Below are 20,436 nucleotides of genomic sequence, written 5' to 3'. Positions count from 1 at the left end.
CGTCTTACGCCTCCCTTACGGTCAGTTCGGCCATTTGCGTATCGTTAACGCTGCTGCCGATATGAATATGGAATTGTCCCGGTTCAACGACAGGCTTCAAATCACGACCAATATACTGTAACTGCTCCGCTCCGATGCGGAATTCCACGGTCTGTGTCTCTCCAGGCTCCAAGTTCACTTTTGCAAACCCCTTCAGTTCTTTGGCCGGACGAGTCAGCGAGCTAACCACGTCGGATATATACATCTGTACAACCTCTGCACCTGCATAACGGCCAGTGTTGGTCACATTCACCGATACTGTAACTGAATCACTAACTGTCATGGACGCGTCACTCAACTTCGGTTCACTGTACTCAAATGTGGTATAGCTAAGTCCGTATCCGAACGGATAACGAGGCTCCAGATCCTCTTCGAGGTAACGCTTGCCTCGGGAACGTTTGCCGTTATAATAGATCGGTAATTGTCCGACATGCTTCGGAATGGAGATCGTCAATTTGCCTGACGGATTCACATCACCGAATAAAATATCTGCAATGGCATGCCCGCCCTCTTGACCCGGATACCACGCCTCCAGAATCGCATCGGCATGTTCATCTACCCAAGGTTCAGTGATGGGACGACCATTAATGTAAACAACGACAAGCTTCTTGCCGAGCTTGTGAATCTCCTGAATGAGTTCCAACTGTACTCCGGCAAGACCCAACGTCATACGGTCGATCCCTTCGCCACACTCCATATCATTCCATGAGTTATCCGATACATTGGAAGCGCCCGTTTTCAGATCAATCGTTCCTTCTCCAAAGTCACGCGCACTGGAACCGCCAACCACCATAATGACCGTATCCGCCTGGCTGGCAACTTCGATTGCACGCTCAAATCCTTCTTTCGAATCACCTTTGATCCGGCAGCCTGGTGCATAAAGTACCTCGGATGAATCACGCTCTAGATCACTTGCCAAATTCTTCGCAGCATGATTATCCCCATATCCAGCCGGACGGTCATCCTTTTCATGCATCCCATGACGATCAGCGACCTCGTTCGTGTGCTCAAGAACACGGTTAGCCAGCTTAATCCGAATCCCATCCAGCACGGTAGCTACTTTGGATTTCGGTTGTGGCGACGTGTAATCGCCGAGTTGATTGTAAGCCTGGTCCGCATTTGGGCCAATGACGGCAATCCGGCCCACATTGGCTATCGATAGAGGTAACGTGTCAGCCTCATTTTTGAGCAACACAACCCCTTCCGCAGCCAACTGGCGTGCCAGCTGAACATGCGCTTCACTGCCAATGACTTCTGCTGCCTGATCGGCATCCACATAAGGCTGTTCGAATAAACCCAGTCTGAACTTCAATGCCAGCACACGAGAGACAGCCTGATCCAGAATCTTCACATCAAGCTTGCCTTCTGCCACCGCCTGCACCAGATATTGCCCAAACATCTCACCGGACATTTCCATATCGATGCCTGCCTCAATCGCCTGTACGGAAGCTTCCATTCCATCTGCCGCGACATCATGCCCACTTGCCAGCATATTGATCGCGCCACAATCCGTAATGACCAGACCGTCAAAGCCCCAATCCTTACGCAATACATCTTCCAGCAATTCCGTATTCACGGTGCAAGGCGTGCCGTCAATTTCGTTATATGCCGGCATGATCGACGCAGCACCTGCTTCTACCGCTTTGCGGAATGGATACAGATCCACTTCCAGCAGTTCGCGCCAGCCCATATGTACAGGCCCTGCATTACGTCCACCTTCCGAGCTGCCATAACCAACAAAATGTTTCAGCGTTGCCGCTACTGTATCTCCACGGTCAAGACTTTCACCCTGAAGCCCTTCTACGGAAGCAACTGCCAACTCTCCAATGAGAAACGGATCTTCACCGAAACATTCCTCCGTACGTCCCCAGCGCGGATCACGCACAACATCTAGTACCGGAGAATAGGTGACCGCACCACCTTGAGCACGTGTCTCCCGTGCTACTGCCCGGCACATCTCCTGATACAGATCCACATTCCAGGTGCTCCCCAGTAAAAGGGGGACAGGATAGACTGTTCCGTCAATGGCCATATGCCCATGCGAGCACTCTTCCCCGATCAGAATGGGAATCCCCAGTCTGGAATGTTCTATTGCATAACGTTGAATTAGATTGACCGCCTCAGCGCCTTCTCTGGCGGATAGTCCATTTTCCAGCGTAACGCCAGTCCACGGATCTGCGCGAAGTGCACCATAGAGGGAGCCGATGCCCCCATTTTCCACTTGCTGTTTAAAGGAATCATTTAACGTGATGTTCCCTTGATCATTCGTATATGTCTGCCAGCCAAATGGCTGAGTGAGTTGGCCTACCTTTTCTTCCGTAGTCATCAGGCTAAGCAGGTGTTGTACCCGTTCCTCTACGGATTTGCTTTGATCCTTGTAAGTCATCAATCTGCATCTCTCCAATCCTATAACGTGATCCGGTTATTCTTTGACCGCGCCCACCGTCAGACCCTGTACGAAATAACGCTGGAAGAAAGGATAAGCGAATATAATCGGCAACGTAGCAAGCACAACCATCGCCATTCGGGACGTATCCTGCGGAATGGACTGCATGGCTGCCAGACTCATTGAACTGTTAGCAGAGTTCTGCTGGATAAATTGTATACTCGATTCAATCCGCATTAACATAGATTGCAGTGGTACCAGATTCGGATTATCGATGTATAACAGCGCATTGAACCAATCATTCCAGTAACCGAGTGTACTGAACAACCCGATGGTTGCAAGTCCCGGCAAGGAGAGTGGAACCACGATTTTCATAAAGGTATAGAACTCACCGGCGCCATCAATCTTCGCCGATTCAATGACTGCATCCGGTACACTGGTGGAGTAGAATGTACGCAGGATCATAATATAGAAGGCATTCATCGCCAGCGGCAGAATCAGTGCCCATAACGTATCTTTCAACCCAAGCAGCTGGGATACGACCATATAGGTTGGAATCATCCCGCCGTTGAACAGCATGGTAAGAATTGCAAAGATGGAGAAAAATCTCCGATATCTGAAGCTCTTGCGGGAAACCGCATACGCATACAGCGACATGAGAATCAGACTGATAATAGTACCAAGTACCGTCACCAGAATGGTAACTCCATACGCCCGCAGCAGCGTGTCCCCACTCTGCCAGACAAACTGATATGCCGCGAGACTCCATTCTGCCGGAATCAGACGATACCCATCACGTGCCAGTGCTTTCTCGTCCGTAAACGAGATGATGACTACAAATACAAAAGGAAATACACAGATCAGAGCGAATAGACCGGCAATGATGTTCATAATCACGTTCCAGCCGCTGGATACGTGGTGGAAGTCGCGTTTTTTAACGAGTTGAGCTTGAGCCATTGTGGTTCACTCCTTTCCCTTGTCCTAGAATAGGCTGCTGTCTTTATCTACTTTGCGAACAACATAGTTGGAGATAATAACAAGCACAAAGCCCACGACGGATTGATACAATCCGGCAGCCGTACTCATGCCAATCTCACCACTAGTTTTCAAACCACGATATACATACGTATCAATAACATTTGTCACAGAATAAAGCGTACCCGAATCCCTTGGTACCTGATAGAACAGTCCAAAGTCGGCATAGAAAATGCGCCCTACGGCCAGCAAGGTCATAATCGTGATGATGGGCGATAGCAACGGAATCGTAATATTGCGAATCTGCTGCCATTTGCTTGCTCCATCAATCATGGCTGCTTCATACAGTGATTTATCAATCCCCAGTATGGAAGCCAGATAGACAACGCTGCTATACCCGATGGTTTTCCATAACGCTACGAATACCAGAATATACGGCCAATATTTCGCCTCAGAGTACCACTGAATTGGTTCCATCCCAAACCAGCCGATAATCTGATTCAACATCCCGCGGTCCATGCTCAAGAAGCTGAATGCGAAGTAACCAACGATAACCCAGGATAGAAAATACGGCAGGAACATGCCCGTTTGATATAGTTTGGCGAGTCGTTTATTAACCAGTTCCGAGAGCAGGATGGCCAATGCCACAGAGAATACCAGCCCCAGGAAAATAATGGCGATGTTATAAAAAAGGGTGTTACGCGTTATCAGCCATGCATCACTTGTGCTGAACAGGAATTTGAAATTATCCCAGCCAACCCATTCGCTCTTTATCAAACTTGCCCAGAATCCTTCACGACTGAACCGATATTGCTTGAAAGCAGCCACGGTGCCCACGAGTGGCAAGTAGGAGAAGAAGAAGAACCAGATGGCGCCTGGCAGCACCATGAACAACATGACTCGGTTTCTAATCAGGTTTTTCAAAAATGTAGTCATTGTGGATATCCTCCTTCAGGCTTGAATAAAAAAGGACCGGACGCGATAAGCAGCCGCCCGATCCTTACGATGTACTGTTACTTGTTTTCCGCTCTCCAGGCATCCAGCTGGCTTTGGGCTTCAGCCATTACTTTCTCCAGTCCGGCTTGATTGAACTTCTCAATCACTTGATCCAGATTGGCTCCCGGGTCCAGTGTACCTGTCATCAGTGCTGCCCAATATTGCTCTTTCACGTTCTGTACCGCCGTCAGTTCGGACGATACATTGCTTGCATCAAAGTTAAAGCTGAGGATCGGGGAATTGATACCTTCAGCGTTAAACTTCTTGAACTCATCCCATTTGTTATCCGGGTCATTGCTGTTCAGATAGAGCAGCATATTGTTCCCAAGGGAGTATGAAGGCATATCGTAGTTTTTCGATTCAGGCAGATTTTCCATATGCGTGTCATCCACTTTTTTGTAGTGTGTGCCCTCGATACCGGAATCCACCATATTACGCAGCACAGGATCTGTATTCAGCAGGTTCAGGAACTCCATCGCTTTCTCTGGATATTCCGAGTTGGCCGAGATCGCCATAATAGAGCCTTGTACAGATGTATTTGTTATAATTGCTTCACTTGCAGGTGTTGAAACGACTTGATAACCGTAACTTGCAGACCATTGATTATCCGCGAGCGGCTGTGTCTGTGCACGATCCAGGAACCAGTTGCCTGATGTCGTCAGATCATTGGTGGAACCTGTTGTTGCCGCTTCTGCCGATACATAACCAGCCTTGTAGTATTTGTGCATCGTAGTAAGTGCTTCTTTCATTTCAGGTGTTTCCAATATGTTCACGAGCTTATAGTCTGTTGTATCCAGCTTGATTGCCATTGGCAGATTCTGAATGACATAGTCATACGGCACGTAAGGAACATAGTTCTTATCCATGGCAAAAGGTGTTACACTCGTCTCGTTTTCCTTGATCGTTTTCAGTAAAGGCTCCAGACTGTCTAACGTACGAACGCCAGAGATGTCCAGCTTGTATTTATCAACCAGCATTTGGTTAAAACGCCATACCTCTTGTTGAGGCAGTTCTTTGTTGGCTGGAATTCCGTAATTGTGTCCGTCTACCTTCGAACCGCTGAGGAATGCAGGATCAATGGTCTTGGTGATATCCTGACCGTATTTAGCAAGCAAGTCATCCAGTTCAAGGAATGCACCTTTTCTGGCATTTTGTACATAATCGAATCCACCAGAAGAGGTGAACAGAATGTCCATTGGCTCACCGGATGCTACGTTAACCTGCATCTTCTGCGGGTAGTCACCCCAGTCAACCATCTTCATCGTTACCGTGGCATTAATTTTCTCTTTGGTATACTTGCTCACTTCTTCCATCACTTTGTTGACGTCTTTCTGAGGGGTACCGATGGTATACCAGATCAACTCTACCGCGTCATCACCAGCTCCTTCGGATTCCGAAGCATCTTTGCTTCCTCCACAGGCACTAAGAACAAGTGTAACGGCCATTAACAATGCAAGAACGAGTGAGAAGCGTTTTCTTTGTTTACTCATTTCTTTGATCCTCCCTTTTCGTGTTCCTTTAGGCTCTACTTACTAACTGCTTTAACCTTATCGAATGAAAGCATTTACAAAAAGAAGATAAACTTAAGTTTTCGAGGTACAAATTAAAGAGAAATCGTCCTTGGGTAACTATTTGGTACCTATTTCAATAAATCGCTTACATGAAAGAGACATGCCGGGTAACGTATGCCATGATTTTCATCCATGCCATTCCTGTTCCCGATATGTCTCTTTGATCTCCGTCCGCACAGTTGGATCTACCCGTCACCGAATTAACCAAACACCTTGTAATCAGTCGGTGAAATTCCCACATATTTGCGGAACTGTTTATAGAAATACCCTGTCTCCCAGTACCCTACATTTCGGGCGATCTCATGTACCTTCAGATTGGAATTACGCAATTGCTCCTTCGCACGTTCAATCCGGTATTTGTTGATATATTCGGCAAACGTCTCTCCGGTTTCCTTATGGAACAATTGTCCCAAATACACCGGATGCAGATGATAGTGGGCACCCAGCAGCTTCAGGGAAAGCTCTTCTGCATAGTGTTTGTCGATATGCTGAAGCACCTGGTTCACAATTGGATTCTTCAGATCCTGCAATAGGGATTGGATCGTCTGCGACCCAACCTGCTGAAGCGCCCGCACGAGTTCATCAAAAGTGCCACTGTCCAGTACAAGTTGAAGCCCTTGTTGGTATATGGCAGACTCATCCGAGTGTTTGATGCTCTCCAGTTCCATTTTGAAGCGAATCACAACTTCCAGTGCGGTATTCTGTAACTCCCCAGGTGTAAGCCCATCGCGATGCTGTTCAAAATCCATGCGAATCCTGTCGGCAAGTTGTTCTGTATTGCGGGACAGAATGAGTTTGGCGTATTCCCTCCAATCAATGAAAAAGGTCGCCGTGGAACTTCCGCATCTTTCCAGTATGGCATGGTCGATGACTTTAAGATCAGGATAAATCATCACATACTGGAGTGCCTTTTTGGCCTCGGCATAACTGGTCGGCGCATGGTATAGCCCTTTCATCAATCTGCCTGCTCCAATGCGTGCCGCCGGATGGGTTACGGTTATCTCATCAGATAATGCCTGCAGACCATCCATCAACTTCTGTTCCTCGTCACTCGTACCCTGAATATTCGCAATAATGACGATGTCTCCATCAATATCATGAAATACGTTCAGATGGCGTCTGTCTCTAAGCATCTCCTCTACACGTTCGAACATACCAGAAGCTTGCCCTTTGTCACGCAGAATGGCCACGGCAACATCAGGTGCATCCAGCGAAAGGTTCATAAACTGGGCGCGTTCCTCAAATTCAGTAGCTGCAATCTGTCCGGTAAGCCATCGATGAAGGATGTTATCTTTCAGAATCTGAATACCATAAGCATCATCGGCTTGAGGTGACACCATATGATCCAGCTTGCACGCTGTGTTGCTCAGCGTGGATTCCAGTTCCTCCACATTAATCGGTTTGAGTAGATAGTTTTCGATCCCCAGCTGCATGCCTTCCTTCAAATATTCGAACTCATTGAAACCACTCAGGATAATGACCTTAATCTCAGGTTGCACTCGCCTTGCTTCCCGAATCAGGTCTAGACCATTCATGAGTGGCATGGATATATCCGTAATCAGAATGTCCACAGGCTGAGAAGAGAGCGCGTGTAAAGCCGCCTGCCCATTACCTGCATGGCTCACAATTTCCATACCAAATGAAGACCAATCCACAATATCGTATAAGCCTTCAATGATGAATGGCTCATCGTCCACAATAAACACCTTGTACATACTACACACCTGTCCCTTCTGTATGTGGATAACGCACCCTGATCCGTGTTCCTTCTCCGAGGGTGCTCTCTATGGTGATACCGAACTCTGGCCCATACAGGAAGCGCAATCGACTATGAACACTGCGCAGCCCGAACATCTGACCGGACTCTTCAGGACGTTCCAGTTCTTCAAGGATTTCCGTCAGGCGTGCAGGATCAATGCCTTTGCCATTATCTCTGACTTCCACCTGCACCACATCATCCGTCTCTTCTACAAAGATGGATAAGCGGTTATCCGAACGTTCCGTCTGAATGCCATGCACGACATAATTCTCAATGATAGGCTGCAGCGAAAGTTTGACTACAGGGTGTTGATAATAAGCAGCATCGATCTGGATCGTATATATGAAAATATCCTTGTAGCGGATTCGGAATAACTCCAGATACAAACGGCAAGCTTCCATCTCATCCTTCAGCGTATAATTTTTCTTTTGCTGTACCAGGCTCTTGAACAATACAGATAGGCTATAGATCATCTCGCCGACATCTCTCGCCCCCTGGGATATGGCCCTCATCCGAATCACTTCAAGCGTATTGTAGAGAAAATGAGGGTTGATACGCGCCTGTAACGCGACCAGTTCGGTCTCCTTCTGTTTGATCTCGGCTTTGTAGACCCGTTCAATGTACAGATTCAGCTCGTCCAGCATATCGTTGAAGCTATGTGAGATCTGCCCCAGTTCATCATCTCGCGGATCGTCGATGCGAGCCGTCAGATTGCCGTATTTTACTTTCTGAGTGAATCGAATGATTCGGCGGGTTCGTTTGGCAAAGTTAATAATGAAAAACGCCGGAACCAGCACGGCAAACAGAATACATACGATACTGATCGAGATGATGGTATTGCGAATACCCGCATAGGTTTCAGCCATCTCTTCTACCGGAACGGTGCCAATGACCACATAACCCTGATCCGCGGAGACAAACTTGTTCACGTACATGTTCTGCTCCTTTTTCATTGAATCCATATCCGTCTGATCAAACAGGGAATCGGCTACATTCACGTAGGGATACTTCTTCCCGTAATAATGATTGTTGGAGTCAAATAACACTGTACCTTTCGCCGATAACACCACGATTTCTCCCTTGAGATTACTCTCGTAGTTGTCCAGCGCATTACCGATTCCTTCTGAGTCAAAGAAGACAAGAAATTGGCCCAGATTCCGAAGAGTCTGTGTATTGTTAATCGGTACGCGGATGGAGTAGAGCGCAGGGTCCCATTGATTAATCTCTTTGCGTATCCAGTAGTTGGGTGCACTGATATTGGGCGTTTCCATCGCCATCACGTCCGGAATATAGGAATGAGCTACATTGGCGTCCAGCTTGCGGAACTGCTTGTGTTGATTAAAGGTAGACAGATCCTGCTGCTCAGCGCTATACAACATGAGTTGATTAATCTGCGAATTGCGATCCATAATATTTTGAAAATGTTTCAATACATCGGCCGAATAGTCATCCTGATTAGCGTAATATCCATTGGTCATGTGCTGAACATATTCAGCGTACGAATGATTCATCAGATAAGTAATGTTGGCGGACAGCGCCTCATTCTGATGCATGTCCCTCACCATGTTTTGCACCGATTCATACTGCTGATGAATGTATCGATCCACATGTTCCATCGCCGCTTTCTGGATCGCCAGTTCCCGGCGAATCGTGGAGTCGGACACCGACAGGAAGATGATATAAGATAACGTAATGATCGTGACAATCGATATCATCGAGAAAATCAGGAGCATTTTCATAAACATATTATTTTTGAAGAAATTATTGTAAACGCTAACAATTTTCAAGTCGCCTGTTCCCTCCGATGCTGTTTTCCTGACTTGAATTATACCATCAGGCTTCTGACATTAACTTGTCACCTGCAACTTTTCTTTAGTTTATATCTGTGTTTCTTTAATTTCACCCTATTTAAAAACGCTTTCATCCACTATCGTTAACCATAAGTTTAGCTTTGTGTAAAAGAATACCTTACATTCATTCCACTTGAAGGAGGAACAGCATGACACGCAAACTCAAACGAAAAGCCCTCATTCCCAAGGTAACGGCCATGATCCTGACTACGGCTCTGCTTGGACAAGTTGTTGTATCATCCGTTTATGCAGGAGATACGCTCCCTTACACAGGTGAAAGCGCCAAAGGGGTGAATCAGCCCTATCAACATGGATACACCTCAGCACAGATTCTGAACTGGACACCGGAAAGTGATATCCATGGTGATCTCCTCCGTGCCCATGTTCCCTTGCAGCCCCGTAATGAAGCGTTCGCTGCCACACAGGCTTATCCTGAGCTTAGCCCGGACACACAACTGTTCACAATGAGTGGTGATTACGGCAATGCATTCTTCGATAGCACACCTTATACCAATGAATTCAGCCAGTACCTCTTCAATTATTGGCAATATACAGACTACTACAGCTATTGGCATGGCATGGCTTCTGCCGGAGTACCGGAGGAGCTGTATGACCCGAGTAAGGAATGGACGGAGAAATATTTCGAGTTTGGCATTTTGAACATTCCGAATCCGGCCTACACCAATGCAGCCCACAAGAACGGCGTTAAGTCCATTGCCAACATCTTTTTCTCGGACAATGACCGTGGACCGCAGACGTACAAACAAATGCTGATCCAGGATGAAAACGGTAATTTCCCTGTGGCCGAGAAACTGGCCGAGATGGCAGAATACTACAACTACGATGGATATTTCTTCAATCAGGAAGAGGTTGCCCGGGGTGTAGCCCCTGAGGATATCGCTTCCTACAAGAAATTCATGAAATATCTAAGAGATAAAGGCCTGTACGTTCAGTGGTATGATTCCACCATCAATACAACAGGCAAAATTCAATACCAGAACCAATTCAATGGGCTTAATAGCCCCTTTGTGCAGGATTCCGTTCTCGGCAGAGTCTCGGATTCCATCTTCCTGAACTATGTATGGAACCACAAGATGCTCCGCGATTCCCGTGACCATGCCCTTAGCTTGGGACTGGATCCATTGGAAACCGTATTTGCTGGTGTCGAAGGTGGACATGACAAATTCGGCCGCTGGAAGCAATCCTATGATCTGCGCCATAACCTGGATGAGAACGGTCAACCGATGAATAGCATTGCGACACTGGGTGCCGACTTCACCCACAACGCTCTGGATGAAGAGATGGGCGATGGCAGCACCAATCACAGAGCTGAGGATGAGTACCAGTGGATGACCTTTGTACGCGATCGTGCCTGGTGGTCTGGTCCAAATCAAGACCCGACAGATGCACGTCGTAATGCTTCTGCCGATCTGTCGGATGTGTATGCATCCGGTGCAAATTGGGATGGAATTGCAGCTTATCTTACCGAGCGATCCGTTATCAATGGCTCCAATTTTGCAACCAGCTTCAATACGGGCCACGGCCTGAAATATTATGAAGACGGCGCTGTCTCGAACGATAAAGAATGGTCGAATATCAACATTCAGGATATCCCTGTCACTTGGCAATGGTGGATGGATAGTAAAGGTGACAAGCTCAATGTTGATTTTGACTACGGTCCATCTTACGAGAAAGGTGCAAGGTACAACTATGACTCCATTGGCGCGTTTAATGGCGGCAGCTCTCTCGTGGTGAACGGTACACTGAACGCGGAGAACTTCCTGCGCCTGTACAAAACCGACCTGTCCGTCAACGGAAAATCGAAACTGGAGCTGACGTATAATAAACCGTCCACTAGTGACACTTCTTCCCTGCATGTTGGGTTGATCTTCGAAGATGATCCATCCAACGTGGTCAATGTGGAAGTGCCTCAGTCAGGCCAGCATACGGAAGGCTGGAAGACAACTTCGCTGGATTTGAGCGCCTATCATGGAAAAACCATTGCCGCTATGGGATTATCCTTCGACCCGAATGGCGAGTCTATCGAGAATTATCAGATGAATATTGGCGAGATCCGTATGTCCGACGGTTCAGCGACTGTACCGGATGCACCGACCGGATTCCATATTGTCAAAGCACTGACCAACACCGATGAACTGGTTGTCGCATGGGACATGAAAGACTATTCAGAGGTCAAACAATACAATTTATATGAAAATGGCGCCTATGTAGGCGGCGTGTATGATTCCACTTTTTATATCAAATCGCTAAAACAGCCGTCTGGTGAACTGTCTATACGTGCTGTTGGTGCAGACGGTACCGAAAGTGAATCAAACGTCTTGCCATACGATCTGAATACAGCCGTTCAGAATATTGATGTGAAATTCAAAAAGAATGGCGATGCTATTGTAAGCTGGAAAAACCCGAAGAAAGTGAAAGACTCGGGCAAAGACAAAGATAAGAATACGGATAAGGACAAGGATAAAAATAAAGACAAAGGTAAAGGCAATGAGTCTATTCAACTCACGCTAGAAACTGAATACACAAAAGAACCTTTCACCAAGTCGCTTCAAGTCAAAAAAGGAAAACAATCTGCCGTCCTGACCGGACTTCCTACCAACGGTGAACATTACGTGCTGAACATCGCCATTGGCGGGCAGAACCCGGTTACCCATACCGGACAGCTCGCAGATCTTCAGATTACACCATACGCTAAGGAAAAGGTCACGGTAAAAGATGGAAAGTACACATTGGCCCTCCCGGATCTGGAGGACTTGTACAAGATCTATGTATATGAAAATGGGGTGGCACGCGAGTTCGGAGTCACTTACGTTTCGCAGAAATTCCCGTATATCATTCGAGGAAGAACAAAGCTCAGTGAACTGACCTTCACACCAGCGTCCAACAATAGCTCATTGAAGCTGGTTATTGAGGATTATGCGGGCAATCAGGCTACTACGATTTTGAGGTAACACTACAAGGTATTTTCGCGCCCGCCTGCATACCAGTTGATATAAAAACGTACAGCCCTTCACTTCCAAAAGGAAGTTGAAGGGCTGTTCTTGTTGATCTAACAATAAATATTCTGCCCAACAGCTATTAAACAGCATTCCCGTTAGCACAGTCCTTCGGATGAAATTGAGGATAGATGCTTGCGCAACTGCTTTTTGTCTATTTTATCCACGGCTGTTCTGGGCAAAGTATCCACAATGAACAGTTGAGTCGGCCATTTGTACGGAGCAAGGTGTGGCTCACAGAACGCCCGCACCCGCGTCAGATCCATACTTTCACCGTCCCGTAACACGATGAAAGCGACAAGTTCCTCGCCTTCGTTAGGAAGAGGATGTCCGATTACGGCCGCCTCGCTTACCGACTCATGCCTCACCATAACATGCTCCACTTCGGCACAGAACACATTGAAACCGCCCACAATAACCATATCCTTCAAGCGATCAAACACATAAAGGTAACCTCCGACATCCAGACAACCGACATCCCCAGTTCGAATCCAGCCATCGGGCATGGTCTCGGCAGTAGCCTCCAACTGGCGCCAATACCCCAGCATGGTCTGTGCACCTCGAACAACGATTTCTCCAGCCTCGCCCGTAACTGTCTCACTTCCGTCCGTATCTAATATCCGAACTTCGAAGGCCTGCTCACCTTGGGCAGCCAAGTCAGCAGGACGACCTACGGATCGAAGGCGATGAGGATCGCCCATATGCTGAGCAGGAAAAAGGCGGCTTATGGACATTCCACATTCCGCTTGTGAGTAGTTGTTCACAATGATAACTTCAGGAAATTGCGATACGACCTCCTGTAGTGTATCCGGGGAAATAATGGACCCTCCGCAGCCAATAAGCGATAGGCTCTTCAAGTTTCTACCTCCTACGGATGCCTCGCGGGTAAGATCACGAAGCAGTTGGCCTACTGTGCTGAGTTGTGTAATCTGATCACGTTCAACAGCTTCCATAATGCGGTGTACATCCGCTGGGTATTCGTCTAGAAATACAAGACAGCCTCCGGCAGCCATGGTCGCCCACAGCTGGAACTGACCTACCAGATGGGATAAGTTGAGCACTAACACACGACGCTTGAGATCATGACCGAAGCCTGCAGAAGGCGTAAGTTGATTCCAAGCAGCCATACCACGATGCGAATGCATGACCCCTTTTGGCCGACCAGTTGTCCCACCCGTATATATCAGGAATGCCGTATCGTCTACACTTCGTTTGGAATGGTCTTTTGGAGATAACGCAGGTTCCTGCTTTAAAAGAGCAGCGAGCGAACTGCTCTTCGTCCCTTCTTCGTCTGTCGTGAACAGTTTTGGACAATACCCAAGAAGCTTTACCGTGGCAATAGCTACTTTAGCATGTTGGTCATCATGAATAACCATATGTGGTTCTGCATCCTGAAATATCGCAGCGAGTTCAGGCACTGTTAGCAAAGGAGACGGCACGAGCGGTATAGCGCCGATCCCAACTGCTGCATAAAACGCAACAACGAGCTGGGGATCTGGATCACCTAAAAGGGCAAAGCGATCACCGGCTCGGAGTCCTTCAACATACAGGGCATGACTGAGTCTTTCAACTAGACCGTAAAGCTCCCCATAACTCATCGTTTGCCCATAGCGCATTAACGCTGGTTCCTCAGGGTACATACTTGCTGCAATTGGTAATCGTTCGGATAGAAGCAAGCAATTACCCCCAACATTTAAATTTCCATTTCTCCGTTAAGAAAACTATGGAATAAAAAGAGAGTAGCATATATCTGGAATAATAAGTAATCATTATCCTCTATTAAACTCATAAATTCTCCTGATATTACAGTTCTGCCAACGGACGGTCCTTGCCATTTACCTACTTGCTAGCTTAATTAGGCAGATCAAATTGGGCTGCTTTTTAAACTGAAATCCAACATTTCTGGTTATCATTACGTTTATTTAGGAAACGAGTATCAAGGAGGGGATTGTCATAAAAGTAAAGACAATGTATTTTATTCTCAGTGTTGTAGCGTTATTTTTACTATCAGCTTGCGCAGGTGGTGTTACTGGCTCTAGTCAGCAGAATGAACTAGGTGAACCTTATCGTATGGCGTTGGAGGAGTTAATTTCAACAGATACAGTACTTAATGAAAACATGGAGTATATCTCATTAGATTTTGATAAAGGAATTCCATTAAAGGATTCTGATAAGAAAAGCATTGAGGATTACCTTCACAGCAAATATAACGTAAAAATTTATAACCTAACCTATGAAGAATTGATTGAAGAAGGACTGTCTGAACAGTCTGAAAACACGCTTAAAGGGATTTTACTGAAAATTGAAAAACAGGAGAAGCAATCAGATAATAACATTGCCATAGAGGTCAGTAAGTATCGTGCCAACGAGGGGGCGCTCTCTGCAAAAATAAAATTAATCTATGAAGAAGGTAAATGGAAAGTTGCTACTCATACTCCTACAAGGGAAAGTTAAAGGAAATAATTTTTTTTACCAACGAGAGTGCTAGGAAAAGTTTATTATGACAATTATGGAAGTAGCCCTTTTGGGCTTTTTTTGTCCGTATTTTCTGGAGTACATACCACCCTAAAGGTATACCAATAAGGATCATTAGCATTTTTGCAACGATCCCTATTGTTATCCGTTAGTTGTAACCCCAGTTGATTCTTTGAGCATTAAGCTAACGTTTCCCGTTAGTTTAATGAATTAACGGGGAGGATACCATCAATTAGATATAAGCGTAATCGGTAACAGGAACAAGTTCTTGTCCATTTCGGTAATCGGGACAAAAACTTGTTCCTATTACATAAAAAAGCCGCTAAAATCGTGACTTAAAAAATGTTGATTATTTTCTTGTCACTAACATATTAACTGATCATATTACTTATGTTAGGTTCTTTTCTTAGAGAGTGGAGGAAAATAAAACGGGCTAGATTTTGAGATTAGAAAAAGATGTAATTCATTCCCTTTTAAGTTCCTGCTCAATTCGTTGTAGTTCATATTTCGCCTTCTGATAGGCCACCTCAGCTTGATCAATCTGCTGCTCGTAATCTTTTCTAAGCAATATGGGAATTAAGAAACAATCGTAAACCGATTGGTCTCCACGCTTTCGGACTTCAGCATTTATGAGTACGGGGAGTGTTCTGCCACTACCTGTTTTCATTATTAAATACATCTCATTAACGTGATGATTAAGATTAATGAGAGGCAAAAAATAAATCTGAAAGAAAACCTTGCTTGGCTTCGTTAGCAGTGACTCAAAGCTGATACCGATTATCCCCTGTTTCTGATATTCTAACAAGCTACAAAAGGTATCGTTCACCATACTAATCGTCCGATTTCCATCTAGCGACAGATAACTGCAGGTAGCATGATCTAACCGTTCGTCCATATTATGTGTGTTGCTCTCTTTCCTGTATTGAATCCATTGAAGTAAAATAATCGCTGATGAGTCTTATGGTTTCATCTGGATGGCTTAAGTGTGGACAATGTCCGGTTGCATCCATCAGTCGGAACTCGCTCCCCTTCAACTGCTCATGGACATAGGCTCCAGCTTCCAGCGGAACGATCAAATCTTCGGAGCATTGCAAAATCAAGGATGGAACCCCTACTTTACTAATTTCCTTACGGTAATCAGATAGGAAAGTTGCTTCCGCAAATGGACGTGCCACCTTAGGATCAATCGTGCAAAAACTAAGCTTCAGCTCTTCGGATAATTCCGGTCGGTCTGTATTTCCCATGATAACAGGAGCCAGGTAACTTGCCCAACCTTGAAAATTTCGATCCATCATGTCAAATAAAGCAATCAAATCTTCCCGTTCAAATCCACCGATATAATCCGGGAAATCGTTTAAATAGCATGCAGAAGGCCCGATAAGAACTAGCCGATCAAAGTATTCCGGTCTTTGAATGGAAGCTAACATACTAATAGTTGCTCCGACGGAGTGACCCACTAAAATAGCACTCTCCAATTCCAATGCGGAACAAATATCCAAGACATCCTGGGCATAGCCGTTTAAATCCTGATAGCTAAAAGGATCATACGCTTGAATATCAGACTTGCCCGAACCTACAAAGTCAAACAACACCACCTTATATTTCTCTTCAAAACTCGGTACTACTAAGCGCCACATGTTCTGGTCACAGCCGAACCCATGGGCAAATATAAGAGCCTTAGAACCACAGCCCGTTACTTTTACGTTATTTCGGATAAGAATCTGTTGATTATCCATTGACTCTTCCTCCTACTAGTTACGATGGTTTTCTCGCATTTAAATCATTATACCACTCTATCAAGATCAACATATGTTCTTTGCGAGTTTACTATCGCCCTCCCCACACAGCCGAGTTGTAGCAGATAAGTTTTTTGATTATTTATAATGCCCTATTTTTAGTACCTAATCAACTCTGCTTTCCCCTTCTCGAGCATTTAAGATGTAAGTACTTTTATTTATCTTGGTACTTACAGAGGTTTAATCTACATGTATATATCTACATCTAATTGATAAACGGACCATCTTTTTGTCCATTCCGACAATCGGTACAAGTTCTTGTCCCTCGACAACTTTTGGAAAGACCTTATTTTAATGTCCGCAAAGGTATACAGAAAAGGATCGTTAGCATATCTGCAACGATCCTTTTTTTTGTCAGCCTGCTAGTTGAAAACAACATCTGACGCAGGCAAATACCGATTTCAGTTATTTTATTCCGTATTAAAGCTCTTCCTTCGTATTTGCGAGTTTAACAGAGAGCAATCCTGACATGTTACCGCCGTTTTTAGTGCTAATGCTAACCCAGTGAGTTCCAGTTGCCCATGGTTTTGTTCCATAATCAGTCCAAGATGCACCAGGAGCTACAGAGAATGACATTTTTTGAGTACCAGATAGAGTACTTTGAGTAACTCGGACAGTTAAGGTCTCCTTAGATGTATTTTGAACCCAAACTTTAACCCATTCATAATTTGCAGGGATATTAAAATTCTTCGTGTAGCCACTTCCGGAAATCTGTGAATTCACAACCTCATTATCAACTGCCATTGGAGTAATCATTCCTTCTCCTTGTGTAGATGCAGTAGATGAGTCCACTACATTATTTGTTGGTGCTGCAGATACAACTGTGACAGCTGCTACCAAGGATAATGCCGACAATCCTACGAACAAAGTGCTTTTATTCATAACTAAAACCCCTCTTATTTAAATAAATATATAAATAAAGCTATATTAATTTAACATAATTTTCTGTTCTATAGCATCCACAAAGGTACACAAAAAGGGTCGTCAGCATTTCTGTAACGATTCTATTATCAGTCCGGTAGTTGAAAACAGCAGCTGATCACTTTGATTCCTTCTTAAGTTTTATTAAGTTTTATTAAGTTTTATTAAGCTGACGTTTCCCGTTAGTTTAACGAGTTTTAATAATTTCTTGCCAGTTAGGAGGCAAGTCATAATCCCTAATGTGCTGATAGTCAAGAACCACTACTGATCCGGAGTTATATATACTAAACCTCATCGAGTCGAGTCCAACATCCAAATGAGGTCCTACGTACGGGATTGTTTTAACCTGAACATCAATATGTGAAGAATGATATTTAACGTCTACATTAGTTCCATCCAAAAAAGGAGTAAATTTAGGTGATACAGTTAATTTATTTTTGTAGTAATGGTTAATCTGTTCCTGTATTTTTGGAGCTAACAAAGTAAGTACTAACCTTTTCAACGGTTCATCGTTTGGCTTTGCACAAACAGGCTCGATTGCCATCAAGAAAATGATGACTGTTAGCAATACTACGGAACGAAGGAGTACCCCAAGTACCCGAAGAAGAACTTCGGCTCGTGCTCCTAGTTTGTATCCTCCCATAGTTGAACAGAAAAAAGTATGTTTATATACTAAAAGTGAGACCTTTACATCTAAAGTAATCTTCAACTTGTTTAATTCTTTTCCAATATACTTAACAAAAAGTTCATAACGTCTTTTTAACCATTCAAATGATCTATTCATGATGTTTGTAATTATACATGTATGAGCGATCCGTTAGGACGTCCAAATTTTTTTAAAAATAATCCCAACCTTTATTTCGCCTGGCACACTATATAATTGTCAGGAATTACAGATGCAACTATGGAGGCAAAAGATGGATTCAATTGGTAAAAACGGAAAAGAAGCGGCGGAAGCGATTCGGAGCTATGTCAAACCGGTTTTCGGTTTTGCGTTAAACCGGGTCAAGCAGCGGGCCGAGGCGGAGGATCTGGCTCAGGAGATTATGCTGCAGTTGTTAAAATCCTTCTCTGGGGTGCGGGACATTAGAAGCCTTGACGCTTACGTCTGGACGGTTGCCCGATACACTTGGGTGAATTGGTTGAAAAAGCGTGCGCACGCTCCCCAAGCGATCGAAATCAACGGCATGTCCGAACTGTCGGCCGCCCCTTCTCGGGAGCCGCTTGACCGGTTACTGGTAACCGAAGCTTACCGCGAGCTGCGCCGAGAAGTCGCGTTTCTGTCCGACATCCATCGCCGGATCGTGGTCATGCATTACTACGACGAGCTTAAAATCGGCGATATCGCGATTGCTCTGAATATTCCTGTCAACACGGTGAAGTGGCATTTGAGCGAGGCCAAAAAGAAGTTACGGAAAGGGATGAAACGTATGCGTGCAACAGGAACTTTAAGTGTCAATCCGGTCAGCATGGGGGAAATGGGCCATTCCGGTTCGGCCGGCAGCCTGGGCGAAACCAACGATTTTCTTGGACGCGCCTTGGCGCAAAATATCGTTTACGCGGCTTATCATAAGGCGCGTACCGTACATCAAATCGCGGAGGAGCTCGGAATGCCGCCGTCTTTGCTGGAAGGCGAAGTCCGGCACCTGGCCGATTACAATTTTCTCATCCAAACCTCTCCCGGCAAATATCAAAGCAATACCATCGTCTGGGACCTCTTCGAGTTAGCCGTAGCTGGTCATCAATTCTGGCAAGATTGCGCCGCCGAAGTGGCCGATGTTCATTTCGACGCGTTAATGGAAGTTCGCCGGCAAGTCGAGGATAGCGGAGTGTACGTTCCGGACGGCGACTATAACTTCCTGCTCTGGACCTTGCTGCCCAAGAACGTCGAGGAGCAATCTTGGCGGAGCATGCCGGCGGGCGATAACTTCGATGCGGTCGCACCAATGCGAAAGGACGGAGGTCAGTATATTGCCTATGCGGGGTTGAACACGAGCAGCAATGCCGATCCGGGTTTTGATTTGAGTAGTTACGTCACTTTCGGTCCGTCGCTCCGCTACGTCGAAGACAGCCCCTTATACTTGTGGCAATTCAATACGTACTGGAGCGACCGCCAGGTGGATTGGCGTTCCCTGGAATACCGGAATGTCGAGATTTGTCATGCGTTCCAACAAGGAGAACTGCCCGACAACGAAGAGAACAGCGAGCAATATTCGTTCCTGCTGGAGAAGGGGTACATCCGCAAGACGGAGGAGGGGTACAAGTTCAATGCGGTCTGGATCGACTCTCCGCAAACGTTGGATCGGTTGAACAAGGCAATGCCGGATTTGTCCGCTCTGTATGCGCCTGCTGTTGGCAAGCTCTACGATAAAATGCTCAAGCTGTTCCTGCAAAATCAGCCGAAGCATTTGGAGCCGCAGCTTGCTTACATGGTGAGAGGCAACACCGGCGGAGGCCGGCTTGTCGCTTATATTTTGAAGCATTTGATCGATAACGGGAAGTTGAAACCGCCGTTGCCGCACCAGCAGAAGACGATTTCAACCTGGATGGGGCCGGTCAAGTAAGTCGGTTCGGAAATGTATACGAAGAATAGTCGTTCCCGGACGGTGGCCATTTTTACACAAAACTTTGTCTGTCCTGTCCAACGAAGT

General features: G+C 45.7%; 14 protein-coding genes. 3 read left to right on the top strand and 11 right to left on the bottom strand.

The genetic code is table 11. The features are described from left to right. Positions 1–4 precede the first annotated feature (4 nt). From J2Z28_RS14335 to J2Z28_RS14310, 6 genes are all read right to left on the bottom strand, one after another. Entirely contained in the window at positions 5–2,425 is a 2,421-nt protein-coding gene (locus tag J2Z28_RS14335) for a glycoside hydrolase family 3 N-terminal domain-containing protein (protein ID WP_211083029.1), read from the bottom strand. 36 nt (positions 2,426–2,461) lie between these two features. Beyond that, complete coding sequence (locus J2Z28_RS14330) at positions 2,462–3,382, bottom strand: carbohydrate ABC transporter permease (protein ID WP_017692442.1); 921 nt, start codon at positions 3,380–3,382, stop codon at positions 2,462–2,464. A gap of 24 nt (positions 3,383–3,406) precedes the next feature. Beyond that, the gene (locus tag J2Z28_RS14325; RefSeq protein ID WP_017692441.1) at positions 3,407–4,336 is read right to left on the bottom strand and encodes an ABC transporter permease; all 930 of its coding nucleotides are present in this window, start codon (positions 4,334–4,336) and stop codon (positions 3,407–3,409) included. 77 nt (positions 4,337–4,413) lie between these two features. Next, complete coding sequence (locus J2Z28_RS14320; protein ID WP_017692440.1) at positions 4,414–5,886, bottom strand: ABC transporter substrate-binding protein; 1,473 nt, start codon at positions 5,884–5,886, stop codon at positions 4,414–4,416. A 281-nt stretch (positions 5,887–6,167) separates the two neighbouring features. Beyond that, entirely contained in the window at positions 6,168–7,682 is a 1,515-nt protein-coding gene (locus J2Z28_RS14315; RefSeq protein ID WP_211082984.1) for a response regulator transcription factor, read from the bottom strand. 1 nt (position 7,683) lies between these two features. Continuing rightward, positions 7,684–9,513, bottom strand: coding sequence for a sensor histidine kinase (locus J2Z28_RS14310; RefSeq protein ID WP_415841461.1), 1,830 nt, complete (start codon positions 9,511–9,513; stop codon positions 7,684–7,686). A gap of 212 nt (positions 9,514–9,725) precedes the next feature. Here J2Z28_RS14310 and J2Z28_RS14305 point away from each other — a divergent pair, with 212 nt between their 5' ends. Further along, positions 9,726–12,548: an endo-beta-N-acetylglucosaminidase gene (locus J2Z28_RS14305; protein WP_211082983.1), complete on the top strand. Its 2,823-nt coding sequence runs from the start codon at positions 9,726–9,728 to the stop codon at positions 12,546–12,548. Between the two features lie 143 nt (positions 12,549–12,691). Here the strand turns inward: J2Z28_RS14305 and J2Z28_RS14300 are convergent, their stop codons facing one another. Next, positions 12,692–14,269, bottom strand: a complete 1,578-nt coding sequence (locus tag J2Z28_RS14300) for a class I adenylate-forming enzyme family protein (RefSeq protein ID WP_211082982.1) — start codon at positions 14,267–14,269, stop codon at positions 12,692–12,694. Between the two features lie 292 nt (positions 14,270–14,561). On the opposite strand from J2Z28_RS14300, the gene J2Z28_RS14295 reads away from it, so the two are divergent. Next, positions 14,562–15,047, top strand: a complete 486-nt coding sequence (locus J2Z28_RS14295) for a hypothetical protein (RefSeq protein WP_211082981.1) — start codon at positions 14,562–14,564, stop codon at positions 15,045–15,047. A 484-nt stretch (positions 15,048–15,531) separates the two neighbouring features. On the opposite strand, the gene J2Z28_RS31805 is transcribed toward J2Z28_RS14295, so the two are convergent. From J2Z28_RS31805 to J2Z28_RS14275, 4 genes are all read right to left on the bottom strand, one after another. After that, positions 15,532–15,963, bottom strand: a complete 432-nt coding sequence (locus tag J2Z28_RS31805; RefSeq protein ID WP_211082980.1) for a PAS domain-containing protein — start codon at positions 15,961–15,963, stop codon at positions 15,532–15,534. Position 15,964: 1 nt separating this feature from the next. Next, positions 15,965–16,804, bottom strand: a complete 840-nt coding sequence (locus J2Z28_RS14285; RefSeq protein ID WP_211082979.1) for an alpha/beta fold hydrolase — start codon at positions 16,802–16,804, stop codon at positions 15,965–15,967. Between the two features lie 480 nt (positions 16,805–17,284). Continuing rightward, the gene (locus J2Z28_RS14280) at positions 17,285–17,746 is read right to left on the bottom strand and encodes a hypothetical protein (RefSeq protein ID WP_211082978.1); all 462 of its coding nucleotides are present in this window, start codon (positions 17,744–17,746) and stop codon (positions 17,285–17,287) included. A gap of 226 nt (positions 17,747–17,972) precedes the next feature. After that, positions 17,973–18,569 carry a DUF3888 domain-containing protein gene (locus J2Z28_RS14275; protein WP_244988288.1) on the bottom strand — a complete coding sequence of 199 codons (597 nt, stop codon included), beginning with the start codon at positions 18,567–18,569 and terminating at the stop codon, positions 17,973–17,975. Between the two features lie 133 nt (positions 18,570–18,702). Between J2Z28_RS14275 and J2Z28_RS14270 the strand changes: the two genes are divergently transcribed. Continuing rightward, positions 18,703–20,349 (top strand): RNA polymerase sigma factor, encoded by a 1,647-nt coding sequence (locus tag J2Z28_RS14270; protein ID WP_211082977.1) that lies wholly within the window; start codon positions 18,703–18,705, stop codon positions 20,347–20,349. The last annotated feature ends 87 nt before the right edge of the window (positions 20,350–20,436 follow it).

Source organism: Paenibacillus xylanexedens, from assembly GCF_017874615.1.
In the GTDB taxonomy this organism is placed as follows: Bacteria; Bacillota; Bacilli; order Paenibacillales; family Paenibacillaceae; genus Paenibacillus; species Paenibacillus xylanexedens.
Note: the sequence above shows the minus strand (reverse complement) of the source record. Positions and strands in the feature narration are given on the sequence as shown.

Coding starts and splice junctions, on each gene's coding strand:
- J2Z28_RS14335 (WP_211083029.1), bottom strand. CDS start 2,425: ATGACTTACAAGGATCAAAGCAAATCCGTAGAGGAACGGGTACAACAC.
- J2Z28_RS14330 (WP_017692442.1), bottom strand. CDS start 3,382: ATGGCTCAAGCTCAACTCGTTAAAAAACGCGACTTCCACCACGTATCC.
- J2Z28_RS14325 (WP_017692441.1), bottom strand. CDS start 4,336: ATGACTACATTTTTGAAAAACCTGATTAGAAACCGAGTCATGTTGTTC.
- J2Z28_RS14320 (WP_017692440.1), bottom strand. CDS start 5,886: ATGAGTAAACAAAGAAAACGCTTCTCACTCGTTCTTGCATTGTTAATG.
- J2Z28_RS14315 (WP_211082984.1), bottom strand. CDS start 7,682: ATGTACAAGGTGTTTATTGTGGACGATGAGCCATTCATCATTGAAGGC.
- J2Z28_RS14305 (WP_211082983.1), top strand. CDS start 9,726: ATGACACGCAAACTCAAACGAAAAGCCCTCATTCCCAAGGTAACGGCC.
- J2Z28_RS14295 (WP_211082981.1), top strand. CDS start 14,562: ATGTATTTTATTCTCAGTGTTGTAGCGTTATTTTTACTATCAGCTTGC.
- J2Z28_RS31805 (WP_211082980.1), bottom strand. CDS start 15,963: ATGGACGAACGGTTAGATCATGCTACCTGCAGTTATCTGTCGCTAGAT.
- J2Z28_RS14285 (WP_211082979.1), bottom strand. CDS start 16,804: ATGGATAATCAACAGATTCTTATCCGAAATAACGTAAAAGTAACGGGC.
- J2Z28_RS14280 (WP_211082978.1), bottom strand. CDS start 17,746: ATGAATAAAAGCACTTTGTTCGTAGGATTGTCGGCATTATCCTTGGTA.
- J2Z28_RS14275 (WP_244988288.1), bottom strand. CDS start 18,569: ATGAATAGATCATTTGAATGGTTAAAAAGACGTTATGAACTTTTTGTT.
- J2Z28_RS14270 (WP_211082977.1), top strand. CDS start 18,703: ATGGATTCAATTGGTAAAAACGGAAAAGAAGCGGCGGAAGCGATTCGG.